The sequence below is a fragment of the Vibrio sp. OPT24 genome (assembly GCF_015163545.1).
In the GTDB taxonomy this organism is placed as follows: Bacteria; Pseudomonadota; Gammaproteobacteria; order Enterobacterales; family Vibrionaceae; genus Vibrio; species Vibrio cyclitrophicus.
Genome location: NZ_JADDYI010000013.1, coordinates 22,858 through 39,765 on the forward strand (window position 1 = coordinate 22,858; position 16,908 = coordinate 39,765).

The window sequence follows — 16,908 nt, forward strand, 5'->3', positions numbered from 1 at the left end:
GATTAATTCCCAAACATCAATGCGGTAAGAATAAAATCTAGCCCTAGTACCGCTAGAGAAGAGTGCACGACTGTGCGCGTGGTTGCCTGACTAATGCCTTCAGAAGTCGGTACTGCGTCATAACCGTTGAAAAGTGCGATCCAAGTTACGGTGATAGCGAAAACCATACATTTGATCATGCTATTACCAATATCTCGACCAAGCTCAACTGAAGACTGCATCGCAGACCAGAAACTGCCGTGATCAATGCCTTTCCAATCAACACCAACTAGCTGACCGCCCCAAATCCCGACCGCCATAAAGATCATAGCTAACAACGGCATTGAGATAAGCCCAGCCCAAAGTCGTGGTGCAATAATACGTTTAAGAGGATCAACAGCCATCATCTCAAGGCTGGAAATCTGCTCTGTTGCTTTCATTAAACCAATTTCAGCGGTTAATGCTGAACCTGCGCGGCCTGCAAACAATAACGCAGTCACAACTGGGCCCAACTCACGTAACAGTGAAAGTGCGACCATTTGACCAAGGTTACCTTCAGCGCCGTAGTCGATAAGTACGACATAGCCTTGAAGACTCAGCACCATACCGATGAATAAACCCGAAACTAAAATAATAGCCAATGACTGAACGCCAACGCTATAAAGTTGTTTTACTAATAAGGGGAAGTTTTTTAGTCGCGGGATGCCAAACAAAGCCCCAAATAACATTAGGCTTGCTCGACCAAATGACTCACAGATCGCAAGTGTGCGTCTACCGACACCTACAATAGTTTTAACAATCATATTAAAACAGATCCTCTTCTAAGCTCTTTGCAGGGAACCTAAATGGCACGGGACCATCCGCTTCACCTTGCAAAAATTGCTGCACTCGAGGATCGCTATTGTTGTACAACTCCTCAGGCGAGCCCGATGCAATAATCTTCCCATCAGCCATCAAATAAACCCAATCAGCGATACTCATCACCTCTGGGACGTCATGCGACACCACAATCGAGGTTAAGTCTAAAGCTTGGTTGAGGTTTCGGATGAGTTCAACCAAAACGCCCATGGTAATTGGATCCTGGCCAACAAAAGGTTCATCGTACATGATAAGTTCCGGATCCAACGCTATTGCTCGAGCTAACGCCGCACGCCTCGCCATACCACCAGACAGTTCACTTGGCATTAATTCTGCTGCGCCTCGTAAACCCACCGCTTCAAGTTTTAGTAATACGATGGTACGAATGAATTTTTCATTAAGTTCAGTGTGCTCTCGCAGTGGAAACGCCACATTATCAAAGACATTGAGATCCGTAAAAAGTGCACCCGATTGAAAAAGCATGCTCATTTTCTTACGTGCTTGATAGAGCTTTCGACGAGATAATGCAGGGATATTGTCCCCATCAAACCAAATTTCACCGCTATCTGGCGGTAATTGTCCACCGATCAAACGCAACAAGGTCGTTTTACCGATCCCTGAAGGGCCCATAATTGCGGTTATTTTTCCTTGAGGTACTTCTAAACTGATGTCATCAAAGATAACTCGTTCACCTCGAGAGAAACTTAGGTTTTTAACTTTTACAAGCTCAGTATTCAACATGATCTTGTTGTTTCCTTGCTCTAAAAAACGCCAATTGTGGCTGCAATAATAATGAGTCTACTTTAGAATTAAAAGCACTGTTCAATTAATTGTACAAAACAGAAAACAGTGACAGGGATTTGAAAGCATTAAGAAATTCATCATTCAGCGACATTTCTTTACTGCTAACGGGCAATTAATTTGTCGAGTGACTTCCCTTTTATCTAGCAACAAGTCAAAATTAGCGGTTAATTCTCCGTTTTTTATTAATTTTTAGGAATCATCATGCTTGAAGCGATTGCGTTTCTTATTATCGGCCTAGGTTTTTTGGTGTGGAGCGCAGATAAACTGGTCTTCGGCGCCGCCGCTCTTGCTCGCAACTTCGGTATATCACCATTAGTTATCGGTATGACGATTCTAGCAATGGGCTCTTCAGCCCCTGAAATGATGGTTTCAGCAACAGCAGCTCTTGACGGCAAAACAGATACGGCTGTTGGTAACGTTCTCGGTTCTAACATCGCCAACATCGCTCTGATTTTGGGTATTACAGCACTTATCAAACCGCTATCAATTAGTTCAGGCGTAATTCGCCGTGAACTACCATTAATGATTGGTGTCACTCTACTAGCAGGCGCACTGCTTTGGGATAACCATTTAGGTTTCTACGAAGGCGTGTTGTTGTTTGTTCTTTTCGCCGCTTTCTTATTTGCGATGTTACAAATCAGCCGTAGCGAGAAAAAGAACGGCGATGCTTTCCTTGATGAACAAGAGTCAGAGATCCCTGAGGGCGTAAGTAACCTTAAAGCCGCCATGTGGGTAGTAGTTGGTCTAATTATTCTACCTTTAGCGGCCAATATGTTGGTTGATAACGCGGTTGTTATCGCGAAGTTCTTTGGCATGAGCGATCTTGTGATTGGTTTAACCATTATTGCTGTTGGTACCAGTCTTCCCGAACTTGCCGCATCACTTGCCGGTGTAATGAAAGGGGAAGATGACATGGCCGTAGGTAATATCATTGGCTCGAACGTATTCAACATTCTTGCAGTGATGGGGATACCGGGCATCCTCAACCCTTCAATCTTAAGTGAATTTGCTATGGGTAGAGATTTCTGGGTAATGCTAGGCGTATCACTTTTACTCGTGGTAATGGCACTAGGTAAATCTCGCAGTGTGAATCGTATTGAAGGCGGCGTGTTAATCATAACGTTCGTGGCCTACCAAGCTTACTTACTTATGAACATGTCGGCTTAATTGTTGATTTAAATTCCCGTACTTGGAGTATTTGATGTCTCAGCCATTTGATTATCGCAGTGTTGCAAAACAAGTTTTGGAAACCGAAGTTGCAGGTCTTACTCAATTAGACCAATATTTTAATGATGATTTTTGCAAGGCTTGCGATCTTATCCTGAACAACAAAGGTAAAGTCGTTGTGATGGGCATGGGTAAATCAGGCCACATTGGTAACAAAATAGCAGCCACACTGGCAAGTACTGGTACATCAGCTTTCTTTGTACATCCAGGTGAAGCGGCACATGGTGATTTAGGAATGATCGAACCTGGCGATATTGTGATTGCAATATCAAACTCAGGTGAATCAGGAGAGATCCTCAGCCTATTCCCAGTATTAAAGCGTTTGAACATTAAGATTATCAGTATGACAGGTAAGCCAGCGTCGAACATGGCGACCTTATCTGATATCCATTTACAAATTTCAGTACCGGAAGAAGCATGCCCACTGGGCTTAGCGCCAACAACCAGTACCACTGCTACTTTGGTGATGGGGGATGCACTAGCCGTTGCACTTTTACAGGCACGAGGCTTTACCGCTCAAGATTTTGCTCTGTCTCATCCAGGTGGCGCTTTAGGTCGTCAATTACTGTTGAAACTCGATGACATCATGCACACAGGTGATGCTCTGCCTGTTGTGGCTCCGGATGCTCTGATAAGAGATGCTCTATTAGAGATATCTCAGAAAGGCTTAGGCATGACGGCAATCGTTGGTAGCGATGGTCAAATGGCCGGTATTTTTACTGATGGTGATTTACGCCGTATCTTAGACAAACGTGTTGATATTCATAACACTCAGATTGGCGACGTAATGACGCTTAATCCTACGGTAGCAGAACCAAACATGCTTGCAGTTGAGGGGCTAAACTTAATGCAGGCTAAAAGTATTAATGGCCTGATGTTATGCCATGAAGGTACATTAGTTGGAGCTTTGAACATGCATGACTTACTGAAAGCAGGAGTAATGTAATGACGCAGACAGTTGAAACGTTATACGGCACGGTCGATTCAGACGTATTTGCCGTAGCAAAAGAGATCAAACTGCTAATTTGTGATGTCGATGGCGTATTCTCGGACGGTCGTATTTACATGGGCAACAACGGTGAAGAGCTGAAAACCTTTCATACTCGTGATGGCTACGGTATCAAATCACTGATGAATGCTGGTATTGAAATCGCAATCATAACTGGTCGTAAATCTCAAATTGTTGAAAACCGCATGACAGCTCTGGGTATTAAACTTATTTATCAAGGCCAAGATGATAAAGTAAAAGCGTATTACGATATTTGCGATAAACTTTCTGTTGCGCCTGAAAATACAGGCTACATCGGAGACGATCTGATCGACTGGCCTGTCATGGAAAAAGTTGGCTTAAAGGTATGCGTGGCAGATGGTCACCCACTACTTGCGAAGCGAGCGAATTATGTGACCACGATTAACGGCGGCCATGGTGCTGTACGTGAAGTATGTGACCTTATTCTGCAAGCAAGAAATGAACTCGACGTGCATAAAGGTTTAAGCATATGAGTTTTACTCGTATTATCTATTTAATACTCATATTTATTGCTTCTTGGTCGACCTATTATTTGTTCGACAAAGAGCAAGCTTCGACAATACAAGTGGCTCCAAATTTGGAGCTGCCCGCTTTTAGCGGCAAAAGTCTAAACAACATAAGCTATGACCAATCAGGTATCCGTAGCTATCAAGTTGAGTCGACGTATTTAGAACACTATTCAGTAGTTGGTGATACACATTTTCAAAATCCTGTTCTTTCGGTGTTCCGGGAAGGACATACGATTGAATGGCAAGTCACCGCTGATCGCGCGATTATGGATGAGAATCAAGTTGTCACGTTCTATGACAACGTTGTGGCAAAGAATCTATTGCCAGAAGCCAGTTTCGATACTATGACCACAGATAAAATGGTTGTTGAGCTGACTAGCCGAGATTTTTATTCAGAGACTCCGGTCCATATGATCGGTACATTTTTTGAAACTGAGGGTCAAGCAATGAAGGGTAACTTCGGTACCAACAATGCGACTCTCTTTAATTCTGTTCAAGGTAGATATGAAACTCTTACACCTTAGTTTATTCGCTTTGACCCTTGCGGCACCTAATGTCTATGCCCTATCTTCGGATAGTGAGCAGCCTGTCTACATTGACTCAGACAGCCAGCAATTGGATATGAAAAGTAACCAAGTGACCTTCCTTGGTGATGTAAACCTTAAGCAAGGTAGCATCAACATCAATGCCGATAAGGTCATTGTTACTCGAAATGCGGTCAACGGTGAGATAGAAGAAATTCAAGGCTATGGCAAGCCTGCGACTTTCTCTCAACTCACTGATGATGGAAAAACACTTTACGGTGAAGCTGATGATTTACATTATCAACTGATTGCCGATAAATTGATCATGACCAAGAATGCAATGCTCTCTCAAGATGGCAGTATCATCCGTGGCTCTAAGATTACTTATCAAATCGCTTCTCAAAAACTGGTTGCCGATAGTGATAGTAGCGAACGTGTATCAACGGTCTTACAACCTGCGGAAGTGAATAAGTAGCCATGGCTGTTCTTAAAGCAAAAAACCTAGCAAAAACGTACAGCAAGCGTAAAGTTGTAACCGACGTAAGCCTGCAGGTAGAGTCTGGTCAAATCGTTGGACTACTTGGGCCTAACGGGGCAGGCAAAACGACCTCTTTCTATATGATTGTAGGTCTGGTCGCTCGTGATGAAGGCACGATTAGCATTGATGACCGAGACATCAGTATTTTGCCAATGCACAGTCGCTCGCGTCTTGGTATCGGTTACCTACCTCAAGAAGCTTCTATTTTCAGAAAGCTTTCCGTTGAGAACAACATCATGGCCGTTTTACAAACGCGTGACGAGATGACCAACGAGCAGCGTCAAGATAAGTTAGAAGACCTTCTAGAAGAGTTCCACATCCAACATATCCGCACCAGTAATGGTATGGCTCTGTCAGGTGGTGAGCGTCGTCGTGTTGAGATTGCTCGAGCTCTAGCGGCAAACCCTCAGTTCATTCTATTGGATGAACCCTTTGCTGGTGTTGACCCAATCTCGGTTATTGATATCAAAAAAATCATTGTTCACCTACGCGATCGCGGCTTAGGTGTTCTAATTACCGACCACAACGTCCGTGAAACATTAGACGTGTGTGAAAAAGCTTACATCGTAAGCCAAGGGCACCTGATTGCTGAAGGTACTCCTGAAGATGTTCTCAATAACGAGCAAGTTAAACAAGTTTATCTAGGCGAACAATTCCGTCTATGATTAGATAGAGAGTATCGAGAATTCTAAGAATAATAACTAGGTAAGTCACACTGAATGAAACCCTCATTACAACTTAAGCTAGGCCAACAGTTAGCAATGACTCCTCAATTGCAGCAAGCGATTCGTTTGTTGCAGTTGTCTACATTAGATTTGCAGCAAGAGATTCAAGAAGCACTTGAATCTAACCCACTACTCGATGTCGAAGAAGGCAATGAAGAAACGCCTGCATCGGAAGAAAAACCTAGCAGTGACGAGAAAGAAACAGTTGAAGCCACAGAGCAAGACTTACCTGATAGCTCAGACTTAATCGAAAAATCAGAGATTGGTAATGAACTAGAAATCGACACAACTTGGGAGGATGTCTACAGTGCAAACACCGGAAACACTGGTATTGCGATTGATGATGACATGCCAGTTTACCAAGGTGAGACGACTGAAAGCCTACATGATTACTTACTTTGGCAGCTCGACCTAACACCATTCACTGAAACAGATAGAAGCATCGCTTTTGCTTTAATAGATGCCATTGATGACTATGGCTACCTCACCGTATCTTGTGAAGATATTCTTGAAAACTTCGATAGAGAAGAAGTAGAGCTTGATGAGATTGAAGCCGTTCGCAAACGTATTCAGCAGTTTGACCCTTTAGGTGTCGGTTCAATCAACCTGCAAGATTGCTTGTTACTACAACTGGCTACCTTCCCGCAAGATACCCCTTGGCTTAATGAAGCTAAGTTAGTACTTACTAGCCATATCGACCAACTAGGTAACCGTGATTACAAACTGGTTATCAAAGAAACTAAGTTGAAAGAAGCAGAACTGCGTGAGGTTTTGCAACTGATTCAACAACTGGATCCACGACCTGGCAGTAAGATTACACCAGATGAAACCGAATATGTTGTTCCTGATGTTTCAGTATTCAAAGATCTTGGTAAGTGGTTAGTCACCATAAATCCAGACAGCGTGCCTAAACTGAAAGTGAATCAACAATACGCCGACCTTGGAAGCAAAGGTAGCAGCGCCGACAACCAGTACATTCGCTCAAATTTGCAAGAAGCAAAATGGCTAATTAAGAGCTTAGAAAGTCGAAATGAGACGCTACTCAAAGTTGCACGATGTATTGTTGAACATCAACATGATTTCTTCGAACATGGCGAAGAAGCGATGAAACCTATGGTTCTCAACGATGTTGCGTTAGCCGTTGATATGCATGAATCCACAATCTCTCGTGTGACGACTCAAAAATTCATGCACACACCACGTGGCATCTTCGAACTCAAATATTTTTTCTCGAGCCACGTCAGTACAGACAATGGCGGAGAGTGTTCATCGACAGCAATTCGTGCGCTCATTAAGAAGCTTGTCGCGGCGGAAAATACCGCGAAACCTCTAAGTGATAGTAAGATTGCTGCTTTACTGGCTGACCAAGGAATTCAGGTAGCTAGACGTACCATAGCAAAATACCGTGAGTCTCTGGGCATCGCCCCATCTAGTCAGCGTAAACGCCTGCTGTAGGCTAATTTAGTTAGCTATAGATTTAGTTATAGTCAGGCAACCAACTGAAAAGGAAAGTCTATGCAAATCAATATTCAAGGCCATCACGTTGATCTTACCGATTCAATGCAAGACTATGTTCACACCAAATTCGAAAAACTTGAACGCTTTTTTGATCACATCAATAGCATTCAGGTTGTTTTAAAAGTTGAGAAAATCAATCAAATTGCAGAAGCGACCCTTCATGTAAACCAAGGAGAGATTCATGCAACAGCAACAGATGAAAGTATGTATGCTGCGATTGATTCATTGGTTGATAAACTCGTCCGTCAACTCAACAAGCACAAAGAAAAGCTAAGTAGTCACTAACATGCAATTAAGCGAAGTACTTTCATTGGACTGCACCAAAAGTGCAGTCCAATGCACAAGCAAGAAAAGAGCCCTTGAGCTCATCAGTCAGATCGCAGCAGAAAGCTGTGGTCAAGATTCAACAGAACTGTTTGAGTGCATGTTGAGCCGCGAGAAAATGGGCAGTACAGGTATTGGTAATGGCATTGCTATTCCCCATGCTCGTATGAACGTCAGTGACAAAGCAATTGCTGTATTACTGCAATGCCAAGATCCCATCGAATTTGATGCGATTGATAACCGTCCTGTCGATCTACTATTTGCTCTGCTTGTTCCAAGTGAACAATGTAAGGAGCATCTAAAAACCCTTTCTTGCATGGCAGAACGACTTAACGACAAGCAGACTCTTAAACAGTTGCGTAATGCTCAAAGCGATCAAGAGCTTTACGACATCATGATTCAAGTGCCAACTTGCGAGCAATAACATGCGGTTAATCGTTGTTAGTGGCCAATCAGGAGCAGGTAAAAGTGTCGCGCTACGAGTCCTTGAAGACTTGGGGTATTACTGTGTCGATAACCTTCCAGTAAATCTGCTCAACGACTTCGTCGAGTCAGTTCGTGAAATCAATCAAAACGTCGCCGTTAGCATTGATATTCGTAACTTACCGAAAGAGCCTCAATTAGTCACAGATACGCTTGAGCAGCTTGAGTCTGCAACCGACATCGATGTGAACGTGTTGTTCTTAGATGCGAGCAAGCAAACGCTACTTAAACGCTACAGTGAAACTCGCCGAATCCATCCTTTGTCGATTGGCCAAGAAAAGCTCTCTCTTGAACAAGCTATCGATTTAGAGAAGACACTCCTAACACCGCTTGCTGAACAAGCCTGCATTGTAATTGATAGCAGCGACTGCAACCTCTACGAATTGAGTGAAAAGGTTCGCTTTAAAGTTGAAGGTAAAGAGAAGCAAGAGCTGATCATTGTTTTTCAGTCTTTCGGCTTTAAATATGGTCTACCAAGCGATGCTGACTATGTGTTTGACGTACGCTTCTTGCCGAACCCTCATTGGGAACCCGCTCTACGACCATTAACAGGTCTTGATGCCCCTATTCACTCTTTTCTAGAAAAGCACCCGGAAGTTCTAGAGCTCAAGCAACAAATCCAAGGCTTTATCGAGCAGTGGTTACCAATGCTAGAAAAGAATAATCGCAGTTACCTAACGGTCGCGATTGGCTGTACTGGCGGCAAACACCGCTCGGTTTATCTGACTCAGAAAATTGGTGAGTATTTCGATCAACTTGGCCATCAAGTTCAGATCAGACACGCCTCCCTAGAGAAGCACCAACAGGGCTAACCATGGAATTAACTCGAACTGTACTGATCCAAAATCGCTTGGGTCTTCACGCTAGAGCAGCCGTCAAGTTGGTTGAGCTAGCGCAAAGCTTTGATGCGACCATTACTATCCATAGCGAAGAAGATAAGATCGCGACTGCAGATAGCGTGATGGGGCTACTTATGCTGGAATCAGCGCAAGGGCAACACATTACCATTCAAGCGGCAGGCTCTGATTCTCAGCAAGCTCTTGATGCTGTCTGTCAGCTAATTGAAGCAAAGTTTGATGAGGGTGAGTAACGAAATACGTCACTCACGCCGCCAAAAACTCAAACAACGAACCAACCAATATTAAATCTTAGTTCTACCTAAGTTAATGATTTAAATAAGCCCCAGAATTAAGTTACTATTCCAAGCATTGTTAAAATAATGAGATAGGAGGAAAATATGGCAGAGCAATTAGAATTCGACCAAGCTCACCAAACCCTCCAAGAAGTCAGCGAAGCCCTAGAAAACGGCCGATTTGTTCATGTACGCCGACAGCTTCAGGACATGGAACCTGAAGATATTGCACACCTTTTAGAAGCCTCCCCTCGCAAAAGTCGTGATGTACTCTGGCAACTCACCGATCCTGAAGACTACGGTGAAATTCTTGATGAGCTAAACGAAGACGTCAAAGATGCTCTTGTGTCGAAAATGGCACCAGAAACCTTGGCAGAAGCAACCGAAGGCATGGAAACCGATGACGTCGCGTACGTACTTCGAAGCCTACCCGACGATGTTTCTCGCGAAGTACTTTCTCAAATGGACTCCGTTGATCGTGCTTTAGTTGAAACCGCACTATCGTACCCCGAAGATTCAGCGGGTGCGTTAATGAACACTGACGTAATCACAATCCGTGGTGATGTCGATGTTGAAGTTGTCTTGCGTTACTTACGTATGCGTGGTGAATTACCTGACGCAACTGATGCTCTCTATGTTATCGACGACGATGAACGTCTCATTGGTAACCTTTCACTCAGTACATTGATCACAACACAACCCGATGTGGCGGTTTCGGAAGTAATGGAAGATGCCGACGAAGCTATCGCTGTGGAAACCAGTGCTTCTGATATCGCCAGCCTCTTCGAACGTCGTAACTGGGTTTCAGCTCCTGTTGTCGATGTAAATCAACACCTTGTTGGCCGTATTACGATCGATGACGTGGTTGATGTCATTCGTGAAGATGCTGAACACTCTATGATGAGTATGGCGGGTATGGACGATGACGAAGACACCTTCGCTCCGGTCGTCAAATCCGCTCGTCGTCGTAGTGTGTGGTTAGGCGCAAATGTTTTGGCGGCACTCGCAGCAGCGTCTGTGTCTAATATGTTTGAGGCGACACTGAATGAGATGGCAGCCATCGCTGTTTTGATGACCATCGTACCGTCCATGGGTGGTGTTGCTGGTAACCAAACCGTTGCTCTGGTCATTCGAGGTTTAGCACTTGGTCACATTGGTGACAGTAACAAACGTGAATTACTACTCAAAGAAGCCTCTATAGGCTTCCTTAACGGCATTCTATGGGCCGTTATCATTGGCGGTATAGTGGTTGCTTGGAAAGGCAATTGGATCTTGGGAGGCATTATCTCTGCAGCGATGATGACAAACTTGATTGTCGCGGGTATTGCAGGCGTAACCATTCCAGTGATGCTGAAGAAGATGAATATCGACCCTGCCCTTGCTGGTGGTATGGCACTCACAACGGTAACCGATGTAATTGGCCTATCGGTGTTCTTAGGCTTAGCCACCATACTTATCTAGCTTGATTACCGACTCGGTAAATACAAAAAGGGAGCCATTGGCTCCCTTTTTTAATACATCAGATTTAAGCTTCAGGTTTAAATCTTATGTTTAAACCTAAGCAAATTAAGCAAATCACTCGCCTGCGACTTTCATCGACTCAAGCAAGATAGAACCGGTTTGAATTTGCGAACGTGTTTCTACGTCGTTACCAACCGCAACAATCTGAGTGAACATGTCTTTTAGATTGCCCGCGATCGTCACTTCAGATACTGGGTACTGGATTTCTCCATTCTCAACCCAGAAACCCGCAGCGCCACGAGAGTAATCGCCAGTAACGGTATTCACACCTTGACCCATCACTTCAGTCACAAGGAAACCTGTGCCTAATTCTTTTAGCATTTGCTCAAAGCTTTGACCTGTCGATTTAACGAACCAGTTATGGATGCCACCGGCATGGCCTGTTGGCGTCATATCCATTTTACGAGCAGCGTAACTCGTCAGTAGGTAAGTGGCTAAAACACCATCGGTGATGATTTCACGGTCTTGAGTGTAAACACCTTCACTATCAAATGGACTCGAAGCCAAACCACGTAAAAGATGTGGGCGCTCTGAGATATTGAACCAATCTGGTAGAATTTTCTGACCGAGGTGATCCAACAAGAAAGATGATTTACGGTAAAGGTTGCCACCACTGATTGCCATCACAAGATGACCAATTAAGCCAGTTGCGACATCGTTAGCGAACATAATCGGGTATTGGCCTGTTGGTAGTTTTTTAGCATCCAAACGACTGATCGTTTTTTCTGCAGCTTCTTGACCTACACGCTCAGGCGTCCAGAGCTCGTCACGGTGACGTGCAACTGTGTAGCTGTAGTCTCGTTCCATTTCACCGTTAGTGCCTTGCCCAATCACACAGCAGCTCGTACTGTGGCGACTGGAAGCGTAGCTCGCAAGCAAGCCATGACTGTTACCATAAACTTTAACGCCATAGTGACTGTCGTAGCTTGCACCATCACTTTGCTTGATCTTGTCGCTATAAGCTAATGCTTGCTTCTCAGCAGCTATCGCAATCTCCGCGGCATAGTCTGGGTTTGGTTCATCAGGGTGAAAAAGATCCAAATCTGGAATTTCTTTCACCATATATTCTTTTGTGGCAGGGCCAGCAAATGGGTCTTCCGAAGTGTATTGAGCAATGTCTAGTGCCGCTGCGACAGTTTGAGCAATAGCCTTCTCACTTAGATCAGATGTGGATGCGCTGCCTTTCTTCTGGCCACGGTAAACAGTAATACCTAGTGCACCATCACTATTAAATTCAACGTTTTCCACTTCACACATACGTGTTGAAACACTTAAACCCGTTGACTTAGTAATAGCGACCTCAGCTGCGTCTGCACTCACTGATGCCATATCCAACGCTTTAGCTACTGCGGCTTCTAGCTCAACTCTTTGCTGGGCGACTTGCTGTTTTACATCCATATCTATTCTAATTTTGTAGGTCAATATTAGGTAGGATAACAAGAATTTCGCTTTCTCCCCAAGATTCTTGCTAAAATAGGCAATATATTCGTTTGAGATAGTGACATAGGCAGAAAAGATGGCTCGCAAAAACCAAAAAGCCCCATGGGAACCAGAAGAAGAAATCATCTGGGTAAGTAAGACAGAAATGAAAACGGACATGGATGCCCTGCAAAAGCTGGGAGAAGAGCTTGTTGGTTTAAAGCCTTCTGTATTAGACAAGTTTCCTCTGTCTGAAGATTTGGCACAAGCGATTAAAGATGCACAACGCTTTAAAAATGAAGCGAAGCGCCGTCAACTTCAGTACATTGGTAAAGTAATGCGTAGTGTCGATCCTGAGCCAATTCAAGCGGCTTTGGATAAAGTACGTAACAAGCACTCACAAGCAACCGCTGAGCTACATAAGCTTGAGCAACTGCGTGACCGTGTTGTAGCTGAAGGCGATACTGCCATTTCAGACGTTATGGAGATGTACCCTGAAGCAGACCGTCAACGTCTTCGTCAGCTCGCTCGCCAAGCTAACAAAGAAAAATCAGCGAACAAGCCAGCCAAAGCTTCTCGTGAAATCTTCCAAATCTTAAAAGAGCTAAAGCTAGGCGACTAATCTTCGTCTCGCTTTACTTGTAAAGATAATCAAAGACCTAGCACATGCTAGGTCTTTTTGTTTTCGACGCTCTCAATATCAAGAAGTATTCAATATCAAGGCTGAATGAGTCTTCACTCACCTGCTCGAACAAAGGAACTCAATTCGACTTGTGGGTGATCGACAGTTAGCGCATCTATCGAGTCTTCGACTAAAACCTTACCCAATGCCACAAACACAAACTTGTTCGCGATACTGCGCGCATCACCTAAATGGTGTGTCACCATCAAAACAGTAATGTTTCGCTCTGCCGCTAATCGCTTCACTAAGCTCAGCATCTCTTCACGAAGCAAAGGATCAAGCGCAGAAAATGGCTCATCAAGCAGCCAAATATTATGCGGCTGTACAAAACAGCGAGCTAGCGCAACACGCTGACGCTGACCACCCGATAAATGCTCTGGCAGCCGATCTAAATACTCAGCAACCCCTACTTGTGTAGCAGCTTGTTCGACTTCTAGCTTTTGGGTTACCGTAAGCTTTAATCCTGGGTGCAAACCCAGGCCAATATTTTCACGCACCGTGAGGTGCGCAAATAGGTTGTGTTCTTGGAACAACATCGCCAATGGGCGCTGATGTGCTTCTTTGCCAATCAGCGATTGGCCTGCCACCGAGATCTCGCCCGATGTTGGCTCAATAAAGCCAGCAACCAATGCGAGTAGCGTTGATTTCCCCGCACCACTTGGCCCCATAAGAGCAACAATATCGCCCTGCTCTGCTTGGAAATCAAAACTAAACAACTCTTGGTGATAATGGTAATCCACATTTTTCATCACTAACATCATCGGTTCCTTAACTCTTTAGCTTTGAGCTTCGAGTAAACAAAAATTCAATCAAACTAAAGCTGCCCACACTCAGTAACAATAAACTCACTGACACCACTGCCGCCGCTTCCATTTGATAGCTGCCTAACAATTGAAATAGATACAAAGGCAAAGTTCTAAAGTCTTGGCTACCAAACAAGGCTATCGCACTTAAGTCGCCCATCGCCAGCATAAAGCTGATTGAGAATGCTTGCGCCATCGGTTTGCGCAATGCGCGCCACTCCACGAGCCTAAAGCGAGTGAACCCTGTCATTCCTAAGCTTGCACACACATACTGATACTGCTGAGAAAGATGCAGCATAGGTTGGGCCAAGGTTTTAATCACGTAAGGCAGCGCCATCAAGCTGTTTACAGCAATCACAATAAAGAAAGCCAAACTGAACACATCGGTAAATGAGCGCAGTAATAAGAAGAGGCCCGTACTGATCACTAAGCCAGGCGTCACCAAAATAATAGTGCCAATCAGCTCAATCTTATCCGCTCTATAGTTCTTGTTTTGCAAACGCCATGCGCGACTAGTTAGAAGGATTGCGATACCAATACCAACGGCGATAATGCTTGCGAGGGAAGCAACACGAACCGAGGTCATTAGCGCAGCCCAAAACGGCTCACTGCTCAGTACAGTGAGTGCCTGGGAGTTAATACCACCTAGAACAACCATGGCTAATGGCGGTAATACCAGTATTGAGACTATGATGATCCAAAAGCTATCCCAAGCTTTTGACCACCAGCTGTCCTTAACCAAATATTTATCTTCCGACAGCTGACTAGCCGTCACAGAGATGGGCTTAGACAAACGCTGAATACTCACCGCTAATACGCCACACAACAGCATTTGCCATATCGCGAGTAACGCGCCAGCCTGCAGGTCAAAGTCGAATTTAATTGCTTGGTAGATGGCTAGCTCAATGGTGGTTGATTTCGGACCACCACCCAACGCCATCACGGTAGCAAAGCTGGTGAAGCACAACATGAAGACCAAACCGCACACATGCGGCAGCTGCTGTCTTAACCTCGGCCATTCAACCCATTTAAATTTATTCCAATGGCTCATGCCTAAATGAGCACACAGCTTGTGCTGCTCGGCAGGCACGGTATCCAAAGCTTGCAGAAGTAAACGGCTGGCGTAAGGCAGGTTGAAAAAAACATGCGCTAGCAAAATACCATTCAAGCCATAAATCGAGAATGGTAGCTCTATGTCGAAGTTCGCTAAGAACTTAGCTAACCAACCACTGTTGCCGTAAATCGCCAGCAAGCCAAATACGCCGACCAACACAGGTAGAACCAAGGTTGACGCGAACAACCTTAATAACAAGGCTCTTCCAAAGAACTGTCTGCGACACAGAGCATGCGCAATAGGTATAGCAAAGCCAACACTCAGCACAGTTGAGAGTGTCGCCTGATAAAAACTGAATTTCGTTACATGCCAATAGTAAGGATCAGACCATACTAGGCTGATATCAAGAGAAGGGGCATTGCTAAGCAATGCCCCAACTGCTGAAACCACGAAGGCGGTAATGAGTATCGCAACCCAGATCCCGACCTTAGGTGTTTTCTTTATCATAAATTAATTATTTACCGTAAATGGCTCATTCCAAACATCACGAATGAGCCTTTAAGTACAGGGCGCTCATCTTTTTAATAGTAAGTTAAAAAGTAAGTGCACTCTGCCATTCACGAATCCATGGCTTACGCTTAGATGCTATTTCTTCAGGCGTGAAACCTAGCGCTTTTTGAGGAACCGTAAGTTGCTCGAACCCTTTTGGAAGCTCAATATCTGTCACTGGGTACATCCAGTTACCCGTTGGCATCGCTGATTGGAACTCGTCACTCAGGATAAATACCATAAATTCATCAGCCAGCTTTTCGTTCTTGCTGCCTTTGACCTTAGCTGCCACTTCGACTTGAGTATAATGACCTTCTTCAAAGCTTGCTGCTGCGTACTTAGAATCACCTTCTGCAATGATGTGGTAAGCCGGAGAAGTCGTGTAAGACAGGACTAAGTCCGACTCGCCTTTTAGGAACATAGAGTAAGCCTCAGACCAACCTTTAGTCACAGTAACCGTTTTCTGAGCGAGCTTCTTCCACGCGTCTGTCGCTTCATCACCGTAAACAGACTTCATCCATAGCATCATGCCTTGACCTGGTGTTGATGTACGTGGATCCTGGTAGATAACCTTAAGATCATCACGCTGCTCAACCAGTTCTTTAAGGCTCTTAGGTGGATTTACCAACTTCTCTTTGTTGTAAATAAAAGCAAAGTAGCCAAAGTCATATGGAACAAAAGTGCTGTCACTCCAACCATTAGGAAGCGTTACTGATGACGTATCAACACTGTGCTCAGTCAATAAGCCCGTCGCTTTCGCTTCAGCCATTAGATTGTTATCTAGGCCTAACACGATATCAGCTTTGCTGTTACCACCTTCAAGACGCAAGCGATTTAAAATAGACACGCCATCTTCTAGCGCGACAAAATTCACATCACAACCACACTTTTCTTCGAATGCTTTTTCAACGGCAGGACGAGGGCCCCAATCCGCAGCAAAAGAATCATAGGTATATACAGTTAGAGTATTGTCTGCAGCAACGGCAGAGAAAGAGATAGCTGTAGTAACAGCAAGAGTTGTAAATGTTAATTTCACTGGACGCTCTCCATGGTCTGAGCGGCACAGGTTTGAGGGAGGAGAACGGTAGAAGTTGTTCCTAACTCAATTCCTACGCCAGCATTATCTGGTTCAGGTTTACGGGTCCCAAGCACTTGCTTGATCTCAGCTCGCATTCATTATTTGAATGGTTTGCTCCCCGATGAGTGTTCAGAATTGTAATTCGAATTTT

General features: G+C 44.4%; 19 protein-coding genes and 1 riboswitch. Of the genes, 13 read left to right on the top strand and 6 right to left on the bottom strand.

Going from position 1 to position 16,908, the window contains the following annotated elements:
- Nucleotides 1–2: 2 nt before the first annotated feature.
- Complete coding sequence (gene mlaE / locus IQO02_RS03185; protein ID WP_010435033.1) at nt 3–782, bottom strand: lipid asymmetry maintenance ABC transporter permease subunit MlaE; 780 nt, start codon at nt 780–782, stop codon at nt 3–5.
- A 1-nt stretch (nt 783) separates the two neighbouring features.
- Entirely contained in the window at nt 784–1,578 is a 795-nt protein-coding gene (mlaF, locus tag IQO02_RS03190) for a phospholipid ABC transporter ATP-binding protein MlaF (RefSeq protein WP_016787842.1), read from the bottom strand.
- Nucleotides 1,579–1,842: 264 nt separating this feature from the next.
- Here mlaF and IQO02_RS03195 point away from each other — a divergent pair, with 264 nt between their 5' ends.
- From IQO02_RS03195 to mgtE, 12 genes are all read left to right on the top strand, one after another.
- Complete coding sequence (locus IQO02_RS03195) at nt 1,843–2,808, top strand: calcium/sodium antiporter (protein ID WP_010435036.1); 966 nt, start codon at nt 1,843–1,845, stop codon at nt 2,806–2,808.
- 34 nt (nt 2,809–2,842) lie between these two features.
- Nucleotides 2,843–3,814: an arabinose-5-phosphate isomerase KdsD gene (kdsD, locus tag IQO02_RS03200; RefSeq protein WP_010435037.1), complete on the top strand. Its 972-nt coding sequence runs from the start codon at nt 2,843–2,845 to the stop codon at nt 3,812–3,814.
- Nucleotides 3,814–4,371 carry a 3-deoxy-manno-octulosonate-8-phosphatase KdsC gene (kdsC, locus tag IQO02_RS03205; protein WP_016768636.1) on the top strand — a complete coding sequence of 186 codons (558 nt, stop codon included), beginning with the start codon at nt 3,814–3,816 and terminating at the stop codon, nt 4,369–4,371. Before kdsD ends, kdsC begins: the two co-directional genes overlap by 1 nt.
- Entirely contained in the window at nt 4,368–4,931 is a 564-nt protein-coding gene (gene lptC, locus IQO02_RS03210) for an LPS export ABC transporter periplasmic protein LptC (RefSeq protein WP_010435041.1), read from the top strand. The genes kdsC and lptC overlap by 4 nt, the downstream gene beginning before the upstream one ends.
- Nucleotides 4,912–5,406 carry a lipopolysaccharide transport periplasmic protein LptA gene (gene lptA, locus IQO02_RS03215; RefSeq protein ID WP_010435043.1) on the top strand — a complete coding sequence of 165 codons (495 nt, stop codon included), beginning with the start codon at nt 4,912–4,914 and terminating at the stop codon, nt 5,404–5,406. The genes lptC and lptA overlap by 20 nt, the downstream gene beginning before the upstream one ends.
- Before the next feature lie 2 nt (nt 5,407–5,408).
- Complete coding sequence (gene lptB, locus IQO02_RS03220; RefSeq protein ID WP_004735304.1) at nt 5,409–6,134, top strand: LPS export ABC transporter ATP-binding protein; 726 nt, start codon at nt 5,409–5,411, stop codon at nt 6,132–6,134.
- A gap of 54 nt (nt 6,135–6,188) precedes the next feature.
- The gene (locus IQO02_RS03225; RefSeq protein WP_016793856.1) at nt 6,189–7,649 is read left to right on the top strand and encodes an RNA polymerase factor sigma-54; all 1,461 of its coding nucleotides are present in this window, start codon (nt 6,189–6,191) and stop codon (nt 7,647–7,649) included.
- A 60-nt stretch (nt 7,650–7,709) separates the two neighbouring features.
- Nucleotides 7,710–7,997, top strand: a complete 288-nt coding sequence (gene hpf / locus IQO02_RS03230) for a ribosome hibernation promoting factor (RefSeq protein WP_010435048.1) — start codon at nt 7,710–7,712, stop codon at nt 7,995–7,997.
- A 1-nt stretch (nt 7,998) separates the two neighbouring features.
- Complete coding sequence (ptsN, locus tag IQO02_RS03235) at nt 7,999–8,460, top strand: PTS IIA-like nitrogen regulatory protein PtsN (RefSeq protein WP_004738707.1); 462 nt, start codon at nt 7,999–8,001, stop codon at nt 8,458–8,460.
- Nucleotide 8,461: 1 nt separating this feature from the next.
- Nucleotides 8,462–9,331, top strand: coding sequence for an RNase adapter RapZ (gene rapZ / locus IQO02_RS03240; protein WP_010435053.1), 870 nt, complete (start codon nt 8,462–8,464; stop codon nt 9,329–9,331).
- Nucleotides 9,332–9,333: 2 nt separating this feature from the next.
- Nucleotides 9,334–9,609: an HPr family phosphocarrier protein gene (locus tag IQO02_RS03245; RefSeq protein WP_010435056.1), complete on the top strand. Its 276-nt coding sequence runs from the start codon at nt 9,334–9,336 to the stop codon at nt 9,607–9,609.
- Nucleotides 9,610–9,756: 147 nt separating this feature from the next.
- Nucleotides 9,757–11,112, top strand: a complete 1,356-nt coding sequence (gene mgtE / locus IQO02_RS03250) for a magnesium transporter (protein ID WP_010435057.1) — start codon at nt 9,757–9,759, stop codon at nt 11,110–11,112.
- 114 nt (nt 11,113–11,226) lie between these two features.
- On the opposite strand, the gene pmbA is transcribed toward mgtE, so the two are convergent.
- Nucleotides 11,227–12,570: a metalloprotease PmbA gene (pmbA, locus tag IQO02_RS03255; RefSeq protein ID WP_016793857.1), complete on the bottom strand. Its 1,344-nt coding sequence runs from the start codon at nt 12,568–12,570 to the stop codon at nt 11,227–11,229.
- Nucleotides 12,571–12,688: 118 nt separating this feature from the next.
- Between pmbA and yjgA the strand changes: the two genes are divergently transcribed.
- A complete protein-coding gene (gene yjgA, locus IQO02_RS03260) occupies nt 12,689–13,213 on the top strand; it encodes a ribosome biogenesis factor YjgA (protein ID WP_010435062.1) in 525 nt (174 codons plus the stop codon).
- A gap of 113 nt (nt 13,214–13,326) precedes the next feature.
- On the opposite strand, the gene thiQ is transcribed toward yjgA, so the two are convergent.
- From thiQ to thiB, 3 genes are all read right to left on the bottom strand, one after another.
- Nucleotides 13,327–14,031: a thiamine ABC transporter ATP-binding protein gene (gene thiQ, locus IQO02_RS03265; RefSeq protein WP_010435064.1), complete on the bottom strand. Its 705-nt coding sequence runs from the start codon at nt 14,029–14,031 to the stop codon at nt 13,327–13,329.
- Between the two features lie 10 nt (nt 14,032–14,041).
- Nucleotides 14,042–15,637, bottom strand: coding sequence for a thiamine/thiamine pyrophosphate ABC transporter permease ThiP (gene thiP / locus IQO02_RS03270; RefSeq protein ID WP_016791196.1), 1,596 nt, complete (start codon nt 15,635–15,637; stop codon nt 14,042–14,044).
- Between the two features lie 85 nt (nt 15,638–15,722).
- A complete protein-coding gene (gene thiB, locus IQO02_RS03275; RefSeq protein WP_016793858.1) occupies nt 15,723–16,715 on the bottom strand; it encodes a thiamine ABC transporter substrate binding subunit in 993 nt (330 codons plus the stop codon).
- Between the two features lie 53 nt (nt 16,716–16,768).
- Nucleotides 16,769–16,888: riboswitch (TPP riboswitch) on the bottom strand.
- Between the last annotated feature and the right edge of the window lie 20 nt (nt 16,889–16,908).